Source organism: Streptomyces brasiliensis (assembly GCF_014647875.1).
Classification (GTDB): Bacteria; Actinomycetota; Actinomycetes; order Streptomycetales; family Streptomycetaceae; genus Streptomyces; species Streptomyces brasiliensis.
Genome location: NZ_BMQA01000011.1, coordinates 1 through 15664, shown reverse-complemented (window position 1 = coordinate 15664; position 15664 = coordinate 1). Strand labels below are relative to the sequence as shown.

Here is a 15664-nt window from a genome sequence, read left to right as displayed (position 1 = left end):
ATTAGGTCAGATCATGTCCTAGTGGAGGTCCATCCTGGAAACATGACGACGGACACCCCGGCCCGGCTTCTTCAGCTCCTCTCGCTCCTCCAGACGCCCCGCGAGTGGCCCGGCGGCGAGCTGGCCGAACGGCTGGGGGTGTCCCGTCGTACGGTCCGGCGGGACATCGACCGGCTGCGCGAGCTGGGCTATCCCGTGCAGTCGACCAAGGGCTCCGACGGCGGCTACCGGCTGGTGGCCGGCAAGGCCATGCCGCCGCTCGTCCTGGACGACGAGGAGGCGGTGGCGATCGCGGTCGGGCTGCGGGCCGGCGCCGGGCACGCCGTGGAGGGCGTGGACGAGGCGTCCGTACGGGCCCTGGCGAAGCTGGAGCAGGTACTGCCGTCCCGGCTGCGCCACCGCGTCTCCACCCTGCAGGCCGCGACCACGCCGCTGACCAGCGGAGACGGGGCGAGCATCGCGCCCGAGACGCTCACCGTGATGGCGTCGACCGTGGCCGGGCGGGAGCGGCTGCGCTTCGCCTACCGCGCCGGGGACGGGACCGGTTCGCGTCGGCTGACCGAGCCGTATCGGCTGGTGTCGACCGGGCGGCGGTGGTACCTCGTGGCGTACGACCTCGACCGCGACGACTGGCGCACGTTCCGTGTGGACCGGGTGAGCGAGCCGTTCGCCACCGGGGCGCGGTTCGCTCCACGGGAGTTGCCGACGGGGAGTGCGGCGGAATACCTGCGGCGGTCGATCCAACGGCGGCAGGAGACCTACGAGTTCACGGTCGCCTTCGCCGCTCCGGCGGACGTCGTCGCCGCCCGGCTGCCCACGTGGCTCGGGACGCCGGAACCGGAGGACGGGGGATCGGGGCCGGGTTGTGTCGTACGCGGGGCGACCGGCGATCCTCTGGAGTGGCTGGCGATACGACTGGCGATGACGGATTGCGATTTCGTCGTCCGTGAGCCGGTAGAACTCGTGGACTGTGTACGGGAGTTGGGCGAACGGTTGACTCGGGCGGGAGGTGCGTGAGCGGTCGTACGGGACCGGGGTGTCCGGCGGCGCTGTCGCGCGTCGGGATCACTCGGCACCGGCCCGATCGATTCCTACAGCCGATCCCTACGACCGGTTCCTACAACCGGTTCCTACGCCCCTTCCTCCTGCCGCTCCCCGTCCCGACCCCCCAGGAAAACCCCCGCAGCGCCTCCAGGTTCCGCAGTGCCAGCGCCGCCGGACCCTCCGCGCCCGACGCCGTGGCGGAACCCGACGCCCAGGACTCGACCGCCACGCGCACGGCGGCACTGGCGACTGCCGCGGTGAAGCGGAGTTCGGGCGTGACGGGCGCCTCCGCGCCAACGTTGTCATCACCGGCCGCCGGAGTCTCCGAGGCCGCACTCCCCTGCGCCGAAGGCGCCGAGTCCGAAGCCGCCCGCGTTGCCAGCACCTCCGCCAACGTCTGTTCCGCCCCCTGGCACACCTCCGCCCACACCTTGCGCAGCCCGGGGCTCGAGTGGGCCAGGCGGATGAGGGTGCGGACCCATTCCCAGGAGGCGGCGGAGACTCCGACGCCGGGAGTGAGGGTGTGGTGGACGGCATGCTCCAGGGCCTCCGGGACGCCGAGCGCCGCCGGGGCCTCACGGACCGCTTCCGCCCAGCGCCGCGCGCACGCCGCGTAGAGGGGGGCGATGGCCTCCTCCTTGGTGGCGAAGTAGCGGTAGAAGGTGCGGGGCGCGATGCCGGCGGCCTGGGCGATGTCCTCGGCGCGGGTGGCCCGCAGGCCCTGGCGGACGAAGAGACCGGCGGCCGCCCGGGCGATCTCCATCCGGGTCTCGGCCTTGCGCCGCTCCGTCAGCGAGAGGCCGGGGCCGGCAGAAAAGGCCTGATCGGGGGTCTTGCCGGTGGGGCTGGGGGCGCTCACGTCGGCAGGCTATGCCCATGTGGCAGAATCTGCCATTCGGTGGGCCACCCCGGGGTTCAGGTACGGGGTGGCCCACCGATCAGCGTGTTCGGACGAGTGCGCACGGACGATGTGCCCGGACAGACACCGCGTCCGGACGAGCAAGAAGCCGGACTCCGACGCCCGGGGGGACAGGCGCCGAAGTCCGGCTCTGGGAAGGTCCCGGCGCCGGGGGGGGATTGCGACGGGACGTGGCTCAGGGATCTCGCGGGGTGCCGGGAGTGCGGTACCGAACCCCGAACTCCTGGGCCCTGAAGGGTTGTTCCCGGGCCCCGGAGGGTTGAAGCGGCGGTACAAAGCCATGTTTGCGCTGTGTTGCGCCACCCGGCGTGCGCGGGAGGGGCTGTTGTGCGCCGCCTGGAGCGAAACGGCCGTACGCACCACAGCCGCACACGCTCCGCCGGGCCTCGGGCAGCCACGCGCCTCCACGCGTCAGGCTGCCCCGGCCACGGCTGAGGATCTGCCGTCGGTTCTGGCTCTCGTCGGCCCTCACTCGCTGAACGCCCCCCACTCTCGCTTACGCCGCCGCGTCGAACCCGGTGTCGCGCGCGAGCTTCTTCAGTTCGAGGAGCGCGTGCTTCTCGATCTGGCGGATGCGCTCGCGGGTCAGGCCGTGCTCCTTGCCGACCTCGGTGAGCGTGCGCTCCCGGCCGTCTTCGATGCCGTACCGCATCTTGATGATGCTGGCCGTGCGCTCGTCGAGGCGGCCGATGAGGTCGTCGAGCTCCTCGCTGCGCAGCAGCGTCAGCACCGACTGCTCCGGGGAGACCGCCGACGTGTCCTCGAGAAGGTCGCCGAACTGAGTCTCGCCCTCGTCGTCCACCGACATGTTCAGGGAGACCGGGTCACGGGCCCAGTCGAGCACGTCGGTGATGCGCTCCGGCGTGGAGCCGAGCTCGGCGGCGATCTCCGCGGGCTCCGGCTCGCGGCCGTTCTCCCGGTTGAACTCGCGCTGCACGCGCCGGATCCGGCCGAGCTCCTCGACCAGGTGGACGGGCAGGCGGATCGTGCGGGACTGGTCCGCAATGGAGCGGGTGATCGCCTGGCGGATCCACCAGGTGGCGTACGTCGAGAACTTGAAGCCCTTGCGGTAGTCGAACTTCTCGACCGCGCGCACCAGACCGGCGTTGCCCTCCTGGATCAGGTCGAGCAGGGGCAGGCCACTGCGCGGGTAGCGCCGGGCCACCGCCACGACCAGGCGGAGGTTGGACCGGATGAAGACGTCCTTGGCGCGCTCGCCGACTGCGACCAGGGCCTCCAGTTCTTCGCGAGTGGCGTCCGTCGCGGACTCCTCCTCGCCGTCGAGAACCTGCCGCGCGAACACACCCGCCTCGATGGTCTGGGACAGCTCGACTTCCTTGGCGGCGTCGAGCAGCGGTGTACGCGCGATCTCGTCGAGGTACATGCCGACCAGGTCGCGGTCGGCGATCTCGCCGCCATGGGCGCGAACACTGCTTGCCGAGTCGGCCGTCTCGCCGGTGGCGGACTGACGACGGGCGACGGCACGGGTTGCCATGCGTGCTCCCTTGCGATGGTGGGCTAGCGGGTGGTCCTGTGGACGCTCAGCACTCCCGGGGGACTCTCGGACTCTCGTCGAGTGCCCTGCATCCGATGGAAACAACGACTGGAAACAGGACAGAATTCCCAACCCGCCCACCGATTTTTCTGATCATGCAGTACCCTGTCCGACCACGTGAGGAGGTGCGGTGCCGACGGAACGTACAGAGCTGCAGGTCAGGACGGGAGTCGAGGGCGACCTCGAGGCCCTCACCGACATCTACAACCACTATGTACGTGAGACCCCGATCACATTCGACACCGCTGTCTTCACGCCGGAAGAGCGACGCCGTTGGCTGCTCTCCCATCCAGAAGACGGCCCGTACCGGCTGAAGGTTGCCGTGGCGGGGGACTCTAACGAAATTCTGGGCTACGCCACATCCAGCCCTTACCGTGCGAAGCCCGCCTATGCGACCTCGGTGGAGACGACGGTGTACGTCGCCCCACACGCCGGCCGCCGCGGCATCGGCACGCTTCTGTACGGCGCTCTCTTCGACGCCCTGTCCGGCGAGGACCTGCACCGCGCCTACGCGGGCATAGCGCAGCCCAACGCGGCGTCGACGCGGCTGCACGAGCGGTTCGGGTTCCGGTACGTCGGCACGTACCGCGAGGTGGGCCGCAAGTTCGGCCGCTACTGGGACGTGGCCTGGTACGAGAAGGAGCTGTGAGCGGGGGCGGACTCAGCCGAACTGCACCGACCGCTTGGCCATGCCCATCCAGAACCCGTCGATCACGGACTTCTGCGCGTCCAGCTCACCGCCGGCCTCGGCCGCGCCCATGGTCACGAAGAGCGGGGCGAAGTGCTCGGTGCGCGGGTGGGCGTACCGACCGGCGGGGGCCTTGTCGAAGAAGTCCAGGAGGCCGTCCCAGTCGCGCGCCTCGAGCGCCCGCCGGCCCCAGTCGTCGAACTCGGAGGACCAGCTGGGCACGCCGCTGCCCGCGTACCGCAGCGCGGCCAGATTGTGGGTGAAGAAGCCGGAGCCGACGATCAGCACACCCTCGTCGCGCAGGGGCGCCAGCTTGCGGCCGATGTCCATCAGCTTCACGGGGTCGAGGGTCGGCATGGAGATCTGCAGGACCGGGATGTCGGCCGCGGGGAACATCTCCACCAGGGGGACATACGCACCGTGGTCGAGGCCGCGGTCGGGGATGTCCTGGACGGGCGTGCCGGGCGCGCGCAGCAGCTTGCGCACGGATTCGGCGAGTTCGGGGGCGCCCGGGGCCTCGTACGTCACCTGGTAGTAGTGCTCGGGGAAGCCCCAGAAGTCGTACACCAGCGGCACGGTCCGTACGGCGCCTAGGGCGAGCGGGGCCTCCTCCCAGTGGGCGGAGACCATGAGGATCGCCTTGGGTCGGGGCAGACCGGCGGACCAGGCGGCGAGCTGACCGGGCCATACCGGGTCGTCGGCGAGAGGCGGTGCGCCGTGGCTGAGATAGAGGGCGGGCATGCGCTCCCGGGTGGCGGCGGACATGGCGACGGCTCCCTCCGGCGGGCCCGCCCGGCGATCCGGCTGCTTCTGGTCACAGACCTTCGAGTCCTGGGCCCGACTGCTTTAAGTCTCAAGTTCCATCCAAAACTCTACGCCACGCTTGTTCAATCTTCAAGAAGATGCTCCGTACAGTGGAGTACATGAACACGGCACCCGACCCCGCCGAGCGGCACGGCTGGCTCACCGACGAGGAGCAGCGCGTGTGGCGCGCGTACCTGCAGGCCACCACCCTGCTCGAGGACCATCTCGACCGTCAGCTCCAGCGCGACGCGGGCATGCCGCACATCTATTACGGCCTTCTCGTCCAGCTCGCCGAGGCGCCGCGCCGCCGGCTGCGGATGACCGAGCTCGCCATGAGCGCGAAGATCACCCGCTCCCGCCTCTCGCACGCCGTCGCCCGCCTGGAGAAGAGCGGCTGGGTGCGCCGCGAGGACTGCCCGTCCGACAAGCGCGGCCAGTTCGCGGTGCTGACCGACGAGGGCTACGACGTGCTGCGCCGCACCGCGCCGGGCCACGTGGCCGCCGTACGCCAGGCGCTGTTCGAGCGGCTGTCCCCGGAGCAGCAGAAGGCCCTCGGCCAGATCATGGAGATCGTCGCAGAGGGCCTTCAGCCCAACGAAGCGGGTGCGGACCTGCCCTGGCTCCGCTGAGCCGCTCACTCAGCAAGCCAGGACAGGTCTCGGGAGTCGTGCCCGCGGAGCGTCCCCGTCCACGCGCGCACAACAGGTTCAGGTCCGGACGGATACCCCGGTGCCGTGCCTCAGTGGGCGATCACCGGGACCGCCACCTCGTCCTCGACGTCGTCGCCCCCGACGGAGGTCACCGTGGCGCCGCCCGGGCGGCCGGCGTTGACGAGGGTCACGACGAGCAGCGCGGAGAGGACCAGGATCCCGACGGCGGCCCAGATCGCGACGCTGTAGCCGTGCACGACGCCCTGCAGCTGGACCAGCTGCTGCTGCGGCCTGGTGGCCGCGGTCGCGATGTGGTCCTTGATGTACGACGTCGTCGCGGACGCGGCGACCGTGTTCAGCAGGGCCGTACCGATCGCGCCGCCGACCTGCTGAGAGGTGTTGACCATCGCGGAGGCGACACCGGCGTCCCGCGGCTGGACGCCCTGGGTGGCCAGGGACATGGCCGGCATGAACGCCGTACCCATGCCGAGGCCGAGCAGCACCAGCGCGGGCAGCACCAGCGAGGCGTACGACGAGCCGGTTTCCAGCTGGGCCAGCAGGAACATGCCCGCCGCTGCGACCAGGAAGCCGGGGCCCATCAGCAGCCGGGGCGCGACCCGGGTCATCAGGCGCGTACCGACCTGGGTGGAGCCCGTGATCATGCCCGCGACCATCGGCAGGAAGGCGAAGCCGCTCTGGATCGGCGAGAAGCCCTTGACGACCTGCAGGTAGTACGTGAGGAACAGGAACGTGCCGAACATCGCGATGATCGCGAGGCCGAGCGAGAGGTAGACACCGCCGCGGTTGCGGTCGGTGACCACGCGCAGCGGCAGCAGCGGGGCCTTGACCTTGGCCTCGGTGACGACGAACGCGAGCAGCAGCACCACGGAGGCGACGAACAGGGAGACGGTCACAGAGTCGCCCCAGCCGTCGGACTCGGCGCGGGTGAAGCCGTAGACCAGCGAGACCAGGCCGAGGGTGGACAGGACGACGCCGGGGATGTCGAGCGGGGAGCGGTTGCGGCCGCCCTCCGGCTCACGAATGACGAAGTAGGCACCGGCGGCTGCGACGATCGCGAACGGGATGTTCACGAAGAACGTCCAGCGCCAGTCCAGGTACTCGGTCAGCACGCCGCCGAGGATGAAGCCGACGGCGCCGCCGCCACCGGCGATCGCGCCGTAGATGCCGAACGCCTTGGCGCGCTCCTTGGCGTCCGTGAACATCACGGCGAGCAGAGAGAGCGCGGCGGGAGCGAGGAGGGCGCCGAAGACACCCTGCAGGGCGCGGGCGCCGAACATCATGGCGCCGCTGGTGGCCGCGCCGCCGAGCGCGGAGGCCACGGCGAAGCCGGTCAGACCGATGACGAAGGCGCGCTTGCGCCCCCACAGGTCCGCGATCCGGCCGCCGAACAGGAGCAGACCGCCGAAGGCGAGGGCGTAGGCCGTGACGACCCACTGCCGGTTGCCGTCGGAGATGCCCAGGTCCTGCTGGGCGGAGGGCAGGGCGATGTTCACGATGGTGGCGTCCAGGACGACCATCAGCTGGGCGAGCGCGATGAACACGAGCGCTTTCCAGCGGTTGGCGTCGAGGGCCCCGGGAGCCTTCAAAGCTGTTTCAGACATGGAGGTATCCACTTCGGGACTTCGTGACGGAAAAAAGGGACGTCGAAAGGTAGGGAAGGGTGGCTGGTGACTGGAGGTGGCGGTTCGTCCGCGTCGACGGCCGGAAGCTTGGACCGCGAGTGATGACCGGGGTCCGGCCCTGAACTCATCGTTCGGAACCGGTCGGTTCAGGTCGGGCCGGTCGGAGATCAGGTCGTCATGTCGGTGGTGAGGGTCTGGTCGGGTCTGATCAGGCTCGGCGCAGGTCCTCCATGGTCACGGTCGTGCCGGGCAGGACGGAGGGCGCCGGCGCCCGCAGCCCGTCCAGGAACAGCTGCAGATGACGGTGGACGAAGCGGTCGACGCTGAACCAGGGGGCGCCCGCCGGAGGCCGGCTGAGCTGGGCCACGGCGACCATCACATCACCGACACCGATGTCGGTGCGCAGCAGTCCGGACGCCTTGGCACGGTCCATCAGCTCCTCGACGAGCAGCTCGACGCGCTCGCGGGCGGCCTCCAGGTCGGGGTGGTGCTTGTCGAACGTGCTGGAGATCATCGGGCACAGGGCACTGATCCGCTCGTCGGCACAGGCGTGCACGAAGTACTCCAGCGCCTCGAAGGCGTCGCCCCCGTCGGCGAGGGCCTGCTCGGCCGCCCGCACCGTACGGTCCATGACCGAGCACACGACCTCACGGACCAGCGCGTCGCGGTCCGGGAAGTTGCGGTACAGCGTCGCGTTGCCCACGCCGGCCCGGCGGGCGATCTCGTCGAGCGGTACGTAGAGGCCGTACTCGACGAGCATCTCCCGGGCGGCGCTGACGATCCGCTCCCGGTTGCGCAGGGCGTCGGCGCGGGGCCGGGGCGTCTTGCGCGGCACGGGGGTCGCGGTGGTCACGACGTCCTCCTCGGTCGACCGGCCGGTGGGTGGGCCGGGTGGCTTCGCTTGTCTGGGCTTGTCCGGCTTGCGGTGTCCAAGGAGCCGACGTATCGAACCGACTCCCGCCGATCCGGGGAACAGCTCCCCGTTTCGCTCGGACACAGGTCCAAACGGGGAATCGATCCCCGGTTATTTCCCAGCCCAGAAAAGAATCTGTGTGACCTGAATCACACTCACGCGGGTGTCACTACCCGCCGGAAACCCACGATCGGTCTCTTTCAGCGCGCGCCCTTCGCCCTGTCGACACAGGGTGATCGCAAGGGTGCAGCCGGGGCCGGCGGCTGCCGTGGAGCGAGAGGTCCATGCATGCAGCCGCAGCCCAGCAGCCGTCGCATACGCTCGCGCCGCGCGGCGTCCCTCGCGTGCGTGACGGCCCTCACCCTGGCGCTCAGCACCTCGTCCGGAACAGCTGGTCTCACCCCCGGTTCCACCACCGCCGGCGGCTCGATCGCCGACCTGGCCCGCACCACCACCCTCGGCCCCTGCCTGATCAACGGCGGCCGCGAGGTCCAGATGACCGAGGGCCTCTCCACTCCCGGCGGCTACTCCCGCTCCACGGGCACCGTCCACGCACTGACCCTGATGGTCGACTTCTCCGACGCCCCCGGGAAAGGCAGCGCGCTCGACCGGTACCACGAGTTCTTCCCGCAGACCCGGGACTGGTTCCGCACCGCTTCCTACGGCAAGCTCGACTACCGCCCCGAGACGCCGATCACGCACTGGCTGCGGATGCCGAAGTCGTTCAAGGAGTACGGCATAGAGCGCGGCGCCCCCTTCGACCCCGGCTACCGCCAACTGGTCCAGGACATCGTGGCCACGACCGACCCCGAGGTGGACTTCCGCGACTACGACCTCCTGAACATCCTGGTCACCCCGAACGCGGGCCCCTCGGCGCTGGACACGGTCCTGTCGGTGACCTTCGCCGGCAACACCGACGCGCCCGTGGCCGACGGCGTGCCCCTCGCCAACGCGTCCTTCATCTACTCCCGCCAGGACGACGGCTCCGGCTCCTACGCCCACACCGGCTATCGCGTCCTGCCCCACGAGAACAGCCACGTCTTCGGCCTGCCCGACCTCTACACCCAGGACGGCGGGGGCACGGTCGGCCACTGGGACATCATGAGCGAGGACTGGGGCGGCAACAACGACCTGCTCGGCTGGCACAAGTGGAAACTGGGCTGGCTGGACCCCTCCCAGGTGAGCTGCGCGGCGGCGAAGGGCAGCACCGAGTACAAACTGACGCCACTGTCCCGCCCCGGCGGCCGCAAACTGGTCTTCGTCCCGATCGACGGCCGCACGGGCTACGCCCTGGAGCTCCGCACCCGCGGCGGCAACGACGAGACGGTCTGCCACCCGGGCGTCCTGGTCTACAAGGTCGACGCGAACGTCGACACGGGCCGGGGCCCGATCAAGGTCTACGACGCCCACCGGAACAGCGGCGGCTGCACCCGAAGCCCAAACGTCCAGGCAGAACTCTCGGACGCCCCCTTCGCCCCGGGCGAGACGTTCAAGGACCCGAAGCACGGGATCACGGTGGCGGTGTCGAGGGCGGATCCGGGCGGGGAGTATTCGGTGCGGGTGAGTCGGAAGTAGGTAGGGGTGACTCGGGGGCGGGCGCGGCTGACTCGGGGCCACCCGGCACGACCACGCCCCAACGCCCCTCCCAACAACCTGCCGCTGCGCCCTTGCCCGCCTGCCCTGACCCTCCGCACCCCCACGCCCACATCCGGTACGCTGACGCCTGTGGCCGCACCGCGACCATGCTCGCCTTCGTAGCTCAGGGGATAGAGCACCGCTCTCCTAAAGCGGGTGTCGCAGGTTCGAATCCTGCCGGGGGCACCAGGGAAAACGGCCCGGACCAATATGGTCCGGGCCGTTTTGACGGCAGCAGTTGACGGCAACCGCTACTCAAGCGGCTGGTAGACGGCGTTTGAGCAGCCGGTCCATGTGGCTGATCGCCTCCCGCTGGGTGTCATGCACGACGTGCGTGTACACGTCCATCGTGATGCTGATCTGGCTGTGCCCGAGGATCTCCATGATGACCCTCGGGGCGACGCCGGCCGCCGTCAGCAACGTGGCGCAGCCGTGCCGCGCGTCATGCAGCCGGACCACTCGCAGCCCCGCATCAGCCGCAACCCGCGTAAAGGACCGGTAGACGTTCCGGGGCTCCACCGGGCGGCCGTTCCGTGTGGCGAAGACGTAGCCGGTCTCCGACCAGGCGACGCCCGTGCGCTCGAACGTCTCCCGCTGCCGCAGCCTGTGCCAGCGCAGCGGCGCGATGCACAGCGCAGGCATCGGCACCACGCGGCTGCGGCGGCTCTTGGGGTCGTCGTCGTACAGCGTTCCCCTACGGCGCTGCGTCTGTTGGCGGACGTGCAGCACGCGGTTGTCCAGGTCCACATCCGACCAGCGCAGACCCACCAGCTCACCACGCCGCAGACCCATGGCGACGGCAAGCACGAATACGGCGTACAGCGGGTCGCTGCGCGCGGCCTCCAGGAAGGTCAGCGTCTCTTCCAGTGACCAGGGATGGATCTCCCGTTGCTTGACGCGCGGCGGTTCCACCAGCGACGCCACATTCCGCGTGATCAGCTCCTCGCGCACGGCGGCACTGAGCGCCGTGCGCAGTACGCGGTGCGCCTCCTTCGCAGTCGGGGCTGTATGAGCGTTCTGCACGCGGGTGATGAAGCGGCGCACGTCCGCGACGCTCAGCGACTCCAGCCGCTTCGTGCCCAGCAGGGGCACGAGGTAGAGCCGCACATGCGTTTCGTACTTGTCGTAGGTGCTGAGCTTGCGGCGCGGCTCGATGAAGTGCTTCAGCCAGTACGGGAGCCACTCGGAGAGCTTGGCGGAACGGGTCGGCGTCGGGATGCCCTGGCGGTCGCGGCGCACCAACTCCTGCCGCTTGGTGTCGCACTCTTCCCAGGTGGCGCCGTAGACGGTCTTCCGCTTACGGGTGCCGTCAGGCTGAGGAACGTAGACGCGCGCCTCATAACGCCCGTCTTTGCGCCGCCAGATGCTGCCGGCGCCGTTCGGATTCTTGTGGGGTGCCATCAGGCTGCGTTCTCCTCGATCTGTTCCTGAATGAAGGCGCGCAGGCTTTCGGGGGCGACGCGGCGAGCGCGGCCGACGGTGAAGCTCGCCAACTGACGGGAGCGAATGAGGTCGTAGACCTTGCTGCGGCTGAGTCGCAGGGCGGTCATGACCTCCGGGACGGTCAGGGCTTCGGGTGCTGCGGGCAGGGCGGTGCGCACGACGAACCTCCGGGGTGGTCGCGGGGGCTTCCTGCTCCCCTTCTGGAAGTCCGCTACTTCCGCTACCGCCGCTACCTCGCAGGTCAGGGGCCTGTACGAGGTAGCGGAAGGGGTAGCGGTAGCGGATAGGTAGCGGCGGGGTAGCGGCTCGCGATCAGGCTTGCCGCTACCCCGTTGTTGCTGGTCAGGCAGCGTTTTCCGTGCCGGGTAGCGGAGGTAGCGGAGATTCCGGGGGTGGGGGACAGTAGCGGGCCCACGCGTCCCAGAGATCGGCGGCGTAGTAGCCCTTGAGGACGCTTCCGGCCGCCTTGATGTTGCGGGAGGCGATGGGCTCGTTGTCGGCCGTCATGTACTCCGCGAGCATCCGCGACAGTCGCCGATTGTCGAGAGGCTTGCCGTTGAGATCGGCCCACGGAGCGTCATCCATGGCGGTGAGCCGGTCCAGGATGGCGACCGTCGGCAGGCGATCGATACCGACCATCACGTGGTCGCGCAGGTCGGTCAGCAGCCGAACGCCGAGGCTTCCCTTGTCGTTCCAGGGTGGTGCGGGTGATCAAGGGGCGGTCCCAGCGGGCGAGGATCTCGTTGGCGAGGTCCACGACCGGCAGGGGGTCGACGTCGTTGCGCACCTCGATGCCGGCGGCCAGCAGACTGCGCGGGACGGCGTCGGCATCGAGGAGCACGCGCCAGTCCTGCGGGCAGAGGTCCAGGAACTCCAGGCCGGTGAGCCGGGAGATCTCCAACGGGTCGGCGAGCGTGCCCGGGTCGGCCCTCAGGGTCCGCAGCCGCGGCAGGTCCACGACGGGCTCCAGGCTGAACGGTTCGCCCTCCCACAGGCCGATGCTCAGGACCTCCAGCGCGGGGTGCGCGGCGGCCTCGACGCTTCGCACACTGCCGATGTTGACGTGCGCCACGGCCGGCGGCTCGCCGTACGCACGCGGGTGGGAGCCGTGCGTCCCCCGTCCGGGGAGCACCAGCTCGGTGAGGGAGTCGGCTTCCAGACTCGCGCCGATGCTCTCCTCGCGGCTGAGGACGATGACCTGCCCGGTGTGCCCGCCCGGTCCTGGGGTCAGGTCGACCGCGAACCGGTCGCCGTCGGCGTCGCCGAAGACAATCCAGCCGGGTGAGCCGACCAGCCCCTGCACCGCGGCGTCGGACGGGGAGTCGACCACCTCCGCCTCCATCGCCGCGGACCGCCACGACCACCAGCGTGAGTCGGCGTCGGCGATGTACAGCTCGTCGAGGGTGAAGAGTTGGCAGCCGACGGCATTGGCGACGCGCATGGCCGACTCGTAGTCATCGTTCCAGTCCTCCCACCGGGCCCGGGTCACCCGGTACAGCGACTTGAGCTTGTCGGGCAGCACAACACCGAGGCGTGCCTCCGCCTCCGCCAGCTCCGCCTCCGTGGCGCCGACGGCGTCGGGAAGACGTTCGCGCAGGCGAGGTGATTGTCACGGAAGACACTGACAGCCCCACTGGCGGGGGTGACGGCCCGATCCTGACGGCAGACACTGACGGCAACGACTACGCACAGAGATACACAGGCGGATTCACTCGAAGACCTTGAAGCCAGCACTGACAGAACGAAAACCTGACCAGGGCCTCGGTCGGAAGATCTCCTAAGGCGGGTGTTGCCGTTCTACCGTGTCGGGGTGATCCGACTCATCGCGCAGGACGACACCCTTGAGCTCAGTGAAGAGCAGGCGTCGAAGATCAGGTTCTGGCTGCTGGAGTTCCTGCCTGCTCGCACTTGCGAGGTCAGCCTGGGGCCTGGAGCCGCGATCGTGGTACCGGACCAAGACCGCGGTCTTGAAGATCTCACGCCAGGTCTCCTCTCGCAGTTGGAAGCCATCGTCGGCTGTGCGTTGCTCGCCAACTGACTTCCTCGCAGGTTCCCCTCACCTGCTCAGCCAGCGGTGGCAGATGAGGGCTGCGGCAATGCCTACGAAGGCGAGGAAGTGTTCGGCCTTGCGCTCGTAGCGCTATGCCGGGAAGGTGAGGTATCCCGATGGCGGTGGGCTGACGGCCGAGGAGCGGGCTCGGCGTGAGCAAGTGCGGTTCGAAGCCGCTGATCTGATCGAGGCCGGGGCCAGTGACCGGGAGTTGGCCCGGCGGTTCAGGGTGACCCGGATGTCGGCGAACCGGTGGCGGCGTGCGTTGGCTTCGGGCGGTCGGCAGGCTTTGGCCTCCAAGGGTCCCGGCGGGGCGCGCGGGAGGGCGACTTGGAACAGGCGCTCGTCATGGGCGAGCGCGCCCTCGAAGGCGAGCGCCAGTCCGTCCCTTCGCTCATCATGACGAGCCGCGAGCTGGCAGCCGAGATGAGGAGTTCCCACCCGCCACGTGCTTCCGGGCCGACTGGACCTGGCGTGCCCGACGGGTCGGCACGGTCCCTGCGGCTCTCCCGGCTACGCTCGCGCGGGAGCGCCCCGCAGCGCGTGGCTGCGGGGCGCCTAGTGGGGTTTAGTCGACCGGCTGCCCGTCGCCCGTACCGCCCCTGCAGAGCCCGAGATGGGGATTGTTCGGGTTCGCCACGACCACTCCGCCGCCATCCTTGCACTCACCCGGGGTGAGGGCAGCGGCGGTGGCGGTGGTGGCCTCTGTGAGGCCGAGTCCGGCGAGGGCTGCCGTGGCGAAGACGGCGGCGAGGATTCGTCGAATACGCATTTGGTTCCCCTTTCACGGATTGCCTCAATTGGGGCCCTAGTCAGCGTGACCTTCACCCATGTCGGTGGCACGCCATGTTGCGCCGTTCGGGTGACATTGCTGGCGGGTGCGGGGTCGGTGACGCGACCCGTCAGACAGGCCCTAGTCCGCCGTTGCCACGCCGCTGCTGTCTGCAACATCGTTCAAGGTCCGGGCGAGGACAGCCGAACGCCCACGACTGAGACCTCGTCTCAACCACTCCCCGGCGGCGCCGCCCGCCTGCCCGGCGAGCCGGCCGTCGCTGCACTGACGGTTACCACCGTTCACGGTCGTACGCGCACGCCGTCTGGCCTGCCCCCCGCACCCCAACAGACGCCTCCGAACGACCAGACGGACAGCTGAAAAGCCTGCTCCACGGAAGGATCAGGGCACCATCACCGTGACTGCCTCACGCCGACAGCCTTGAACTCTGACGGAACGGGCGGACCAGGCGCACTCTTCCAGCCTCCAGCAAGGATGGCGCCTGACGGCAACAACTGACGGCAACGTAGACGTACATTGCCGTACCACGGAGGGCACCGACCAACCCCGCCGACGAAGGCGAGCCGTTGAGAGGCTGACCGTCAAGAGGCGGTGAAGATCTCCTAAAGCGGGTGTCGCAGGTTCGAATCCTGCCGGGGGCACCATGCCTGACCAGGTACGATGCGTCAGAAGGGCCCCTCGGAAGTGATCTCCGAGGGGCATTTTGGCTTGCATGGGAACGAAAGGTGGGAACGCGCGGTCAGGCAGCGCCCTCCGCGGGAACGCTTGGCGTCTCCGCCGATTTCGCCTCGTCACGCAGTCGGCGTAGGGGGCCCTGGGGTCTGGGGCTGGCACGGCCGCACGAGTCGCGCCACCGGACGCAGCAGCGTAAAGACCCTGGGAGGGCAACCGGCAGGCAGCCGCACTGCTCGATGGACGCATTCACCAGCCCCAGCTCTACGACACCACGGGGTCAAGAAACGACGGCTATGCGTACCGGGCTGAGCTACACCAGTGAACCCTTCTCGGTAACGTCTCGTGACGGTTAGTGATCTTCGTTCAGGCGGTGCGGCTGTGTTCGAGCTGGAGCAGGACGAGGGCGGCGCGGGCGATCCGGGTGATGGCCGCGGGGTCGAGGCTGACTCGGCGCAGGGCCTTGAAGGTGACCTTCAGCAGGGCGTTGGCGCGTTCGGCTACGGCGTGGACGCCCCGGATCACGGCGTTGAACGCCTTGTCGTGGTCGGCGAGTTCACCGCCCTTGGGCTTCTTGACCGGGTGGCGGAAGGCGTCTCCGGCGTTCTCGTAGCCGAGGTCGGTCAGGGTGGGGATACCCAGCGTGGCGGCGAGCCGGTTGAGAGCGTCGACGAGTCCGTGGGCGCGGGCGCAGGTGGTGTCGTGCTCGCGGCCCGGGCGGACCGGGGAGACCCACAGCGGCCATCCGTCCGGGGCCGCGATGACCTGCACGTTTCCTTCGTGGTGCTTGTGCTTGCCGGACCACCACAGGTCAGCGCCGTTGGGGCCGGCGGCGGCCACGCGGTCGGTGCGGAT

14 protein-coding genes, 1 tRNA gene and 3 pseudogenes are annotated in these 15664 nt (G+C 69.5%); 7 read left to right on the top strand and 11 right to left on the bottom strand.

What is annotated here, in order from left to right:
* Nucleotides 1-42 precede the first annotated feature (42 nt).
* On the top strand, nucleotides 43-1017 hold the full coding sequence (locus tag IEZ19_RS18810; protein ID WP_189312375.1) for a helix-turn-helix transcriptional regulator: 975 nt from the start codon (nucleotides 43-45) through the stop codon (nucleotides 1015-1017).
* 100 nt (nucleotides 1018-1117) lie between these two features.
* Here the strand turns inward: IEZ19_RS18810 and IEZ19_RS18805 are convergent, their stop codons facing one another.
* Entirely contained in the window at nucleotides 1118-1903 is a 786-nt protein-coding gene (locus tag IEZ19_RS18805; RefSeq protein ID WP_308428974.1) for a TetR/AcrR family transcriptional regulator, read from the bottom strand.
* Between the two features lie 556 nt (nucleotides 1904-2459).
* Nucleotides 2460-3458 (bottom strand): sigma-70 family RNA polymerase sigma factor, encoded by a 999-nt coding sequence (locus tag IEZ19_RS18800; protein ID WP_189312374.1) that lies wholly within the window; start codon nucleotides 3456-3458, stop codon nucleotides 2460-2462.
* A 190-nt stretch (nucleotides 3459-3648) separates the two neighbouring features.
* Between IEZ19_RS18800 and IEZ19_RS18795 the strand changes: the two genes are divergently transcribed.
* Complete coding sequence (locus IEZ19_RS18795) at nucleotides 3649-4167, top strand: GNAT family N-acetyltransferase (RefSeq protein WP_189312373.1); 519 nt, start codon at nucleotides 3649-3651, stop codon at nucleotides 4165-4167.
* Nucleotides 4168-4179: 12 nt separating this feature from the next.
* On the opposite strand, the gene IEZ19_RS18790 is transcribed toward IEZ19_RS18795, so the two are convergent.
* Nucleotides 4180-4971: a dioxygenase family protein gene (locus IEZ19_RS18790; RefSeq protein WP_189312372.1), complete on the bottom strand. Its 792-nt coding sequence runs from the start codon at nucleotides 4969-4971 to the stop codon at nucleotides 4180-4182.
* 158 nt (nucleotides 4972-5129) lie between these two features.
* Between IEZ19_RS18790 and IEZ19_RS18785 the strand changes: the two genes are divergently transcribed.
* Nucleotides 5130-5639 carry a MarR family winged helix-turn-helix transcriptional regulator gene (locus IEZ19_RS18785; RefSeq protein WP_189312371.1) on the top strand — a complete coding sequence of 170 codons (510 nt, stop codon included), beginning with the start codon at nucleotides 5130-5132 and terminating at the stop codon, nucleotides 5637-5639.
* Nucleotides 5640-5749: 110 nt separating this feature from the next.
* Here IEZ19_RS18785 and IEZ19_RS18780 read toward each other — a convergent pair whose 3' ends face one another.
* Entirely contained in the window at nucleotides 5750-7282 is a 1533-nt protein-coding gene (locus IEZ19_RS18780) for an MFS transporter (protein ID WP_189312370.1), read from the bottom strand.
* 229 nt (nucleotides 7283-7511) lie between these two features.
* Nucleotides 7512-8156 (bottom strand): TetR/AcrR family transcriptional regulator, encoded by a 645-nt coding sequence (locus tag IEZ19_RS18775; protein ID WP_189312369.1) that lies wholly within the window; start codon nucleotides 8154-8156, stop codon nucleotides 7512-7514.
* Nucleotides 8157-8504: 348 nt separating this feature from the next.
* Here IEZ19_RS18775 and IEZ19_RS18770 point away from each other — a divergent pair, with 348 nt between their 5' ends.
* Both IEZ19_RS18770 and IEZ19_RS18765 read left to right on the top strand, forming a co-directional pair.
* The gene (locus tag IEZ19_RS18770; protein ID WP_189312368.1) at nucleotides 8505-9791 is read left to right on the top strand and encodes a M6 family metalloprotease domain-containing protein; all 1287 of its coding nucleotides are present in this window, start codon (nucleotides 8505-8507) and stop codon (nucleotides 9789-9791) included.
* Nucleotides 9792-9964: 173 nt separating this feature from the next.
* Nucleotides 9965-10040 (top strand) — tRNA-Arg (locus IEZ19_RS18765).
* A 66-nt stretch (nucleotides 10041-10106) separates the two neighbouring features.
* Here IEZ19_RS18765 and IEZ19_RS18760 read toward each other — a convergent pair.
* The 4 genes and pseudogenes from IEZ19_RS18760 to IEZ19_RS18745 form a co-directional block, all read right to left on the bottom strand.
* A complete protein-coding gene (locus tag IEZ19_RS18760; protein ID WP_189312367.1) occupies nucleotides 10107-11252 on the bottom strand; it encodes a tyrosine-type recombinase/integrase in 1146 nt (381 codons plus the stop codon).
* On the bottom strand, nucleotides 11252-11452 hold the full coding sequence (locus IEZ19_RS18755; protein WP_189312366.1) for a helix-turn-helix domain-containing protein: 201 nt from the start codon (nucleotides 11450-11452) through the stop codon (nucleotides 11252-11254). Before IEZ19_RS18755 ends, IEZ19_RS18760 begins: the two co-directional genes overlap by 1 nt.
* 184 nt (nucleotides 11453-11636) lie before the next feature.
* Nucleotides 11637-11987: pseudogene (locus tag IEZ19_RS18750) on the bottom strand (DUF3631 domain-containing protein); the annotation flags it as partial.
* Nucleotides 11872-12891 (bottom strand): annotated as a pseudogene (locus IEZ19_RS18745) (SMI1/KNR4 family protein); the annotation flags it as partial. The pseudogenes IEZ19_RS18750 and IEZ19_RS18745, both read right to left, overlap by 116 nt.
* A gap of 213 nt (nucleotides 12892-13104) precedes the next feature.
* On the opposite strand from IEZ19_RS18745, the gene IEZ19_RS18740 reads away from it, so the two are divergent.
* Nucleotides 13105-13332 carry a hypothetical protein gene (locus IEZ19_RS18740; RefSeq protein WP_189312365.1) on the top strand — a complete coding sequence of 76 codons (228 nt, stop codon included), beginning with the start codon at nucleotides 13105-13107 and terminating at the stop codon, nucleotides 13330-13332.
* A gap of 115 nt (nucleotides 13333-13447) precedes the next feature.
* Nucleotides 13448-13663, top strand: a pseudogene (locus tag IEZ19_RS18730) (helix-turn-helix domain-containing protein); the annotation flags it as partial.
* A 249-nt stretch (nucleotides 13664-13912) separates the two neighbouring features.
* Here the strand turns inward: IEZ19_RS18730 and IEZ19_RS18725 are convergent.
* Together IEZ19_RS18725 and IEZ19_RS18720 are read right to left on the bottom strand one after the other, a co-directional pair.
* Nucleotides 13913-14116, bottom strand: coding sequence for a hypothetical protein (locus IEZ19_RS18725; RefSeq protein WP_189312364.1), 204 nt, complete (start codon nucleotides 14114-14116; stop codon nucleotides 13913-13915).
* A gap of 1059 nt (nucleotides 14117-15175) precedes the next feature.
* A partial coding sequence (locus tag IEZ19_RS18720; RefSeq protein WP_189312363.1) for an HARBI1 family protein occupies nucleotides 15176-15664 on the bottom strand: 489 nt, incomplete at its 5' end.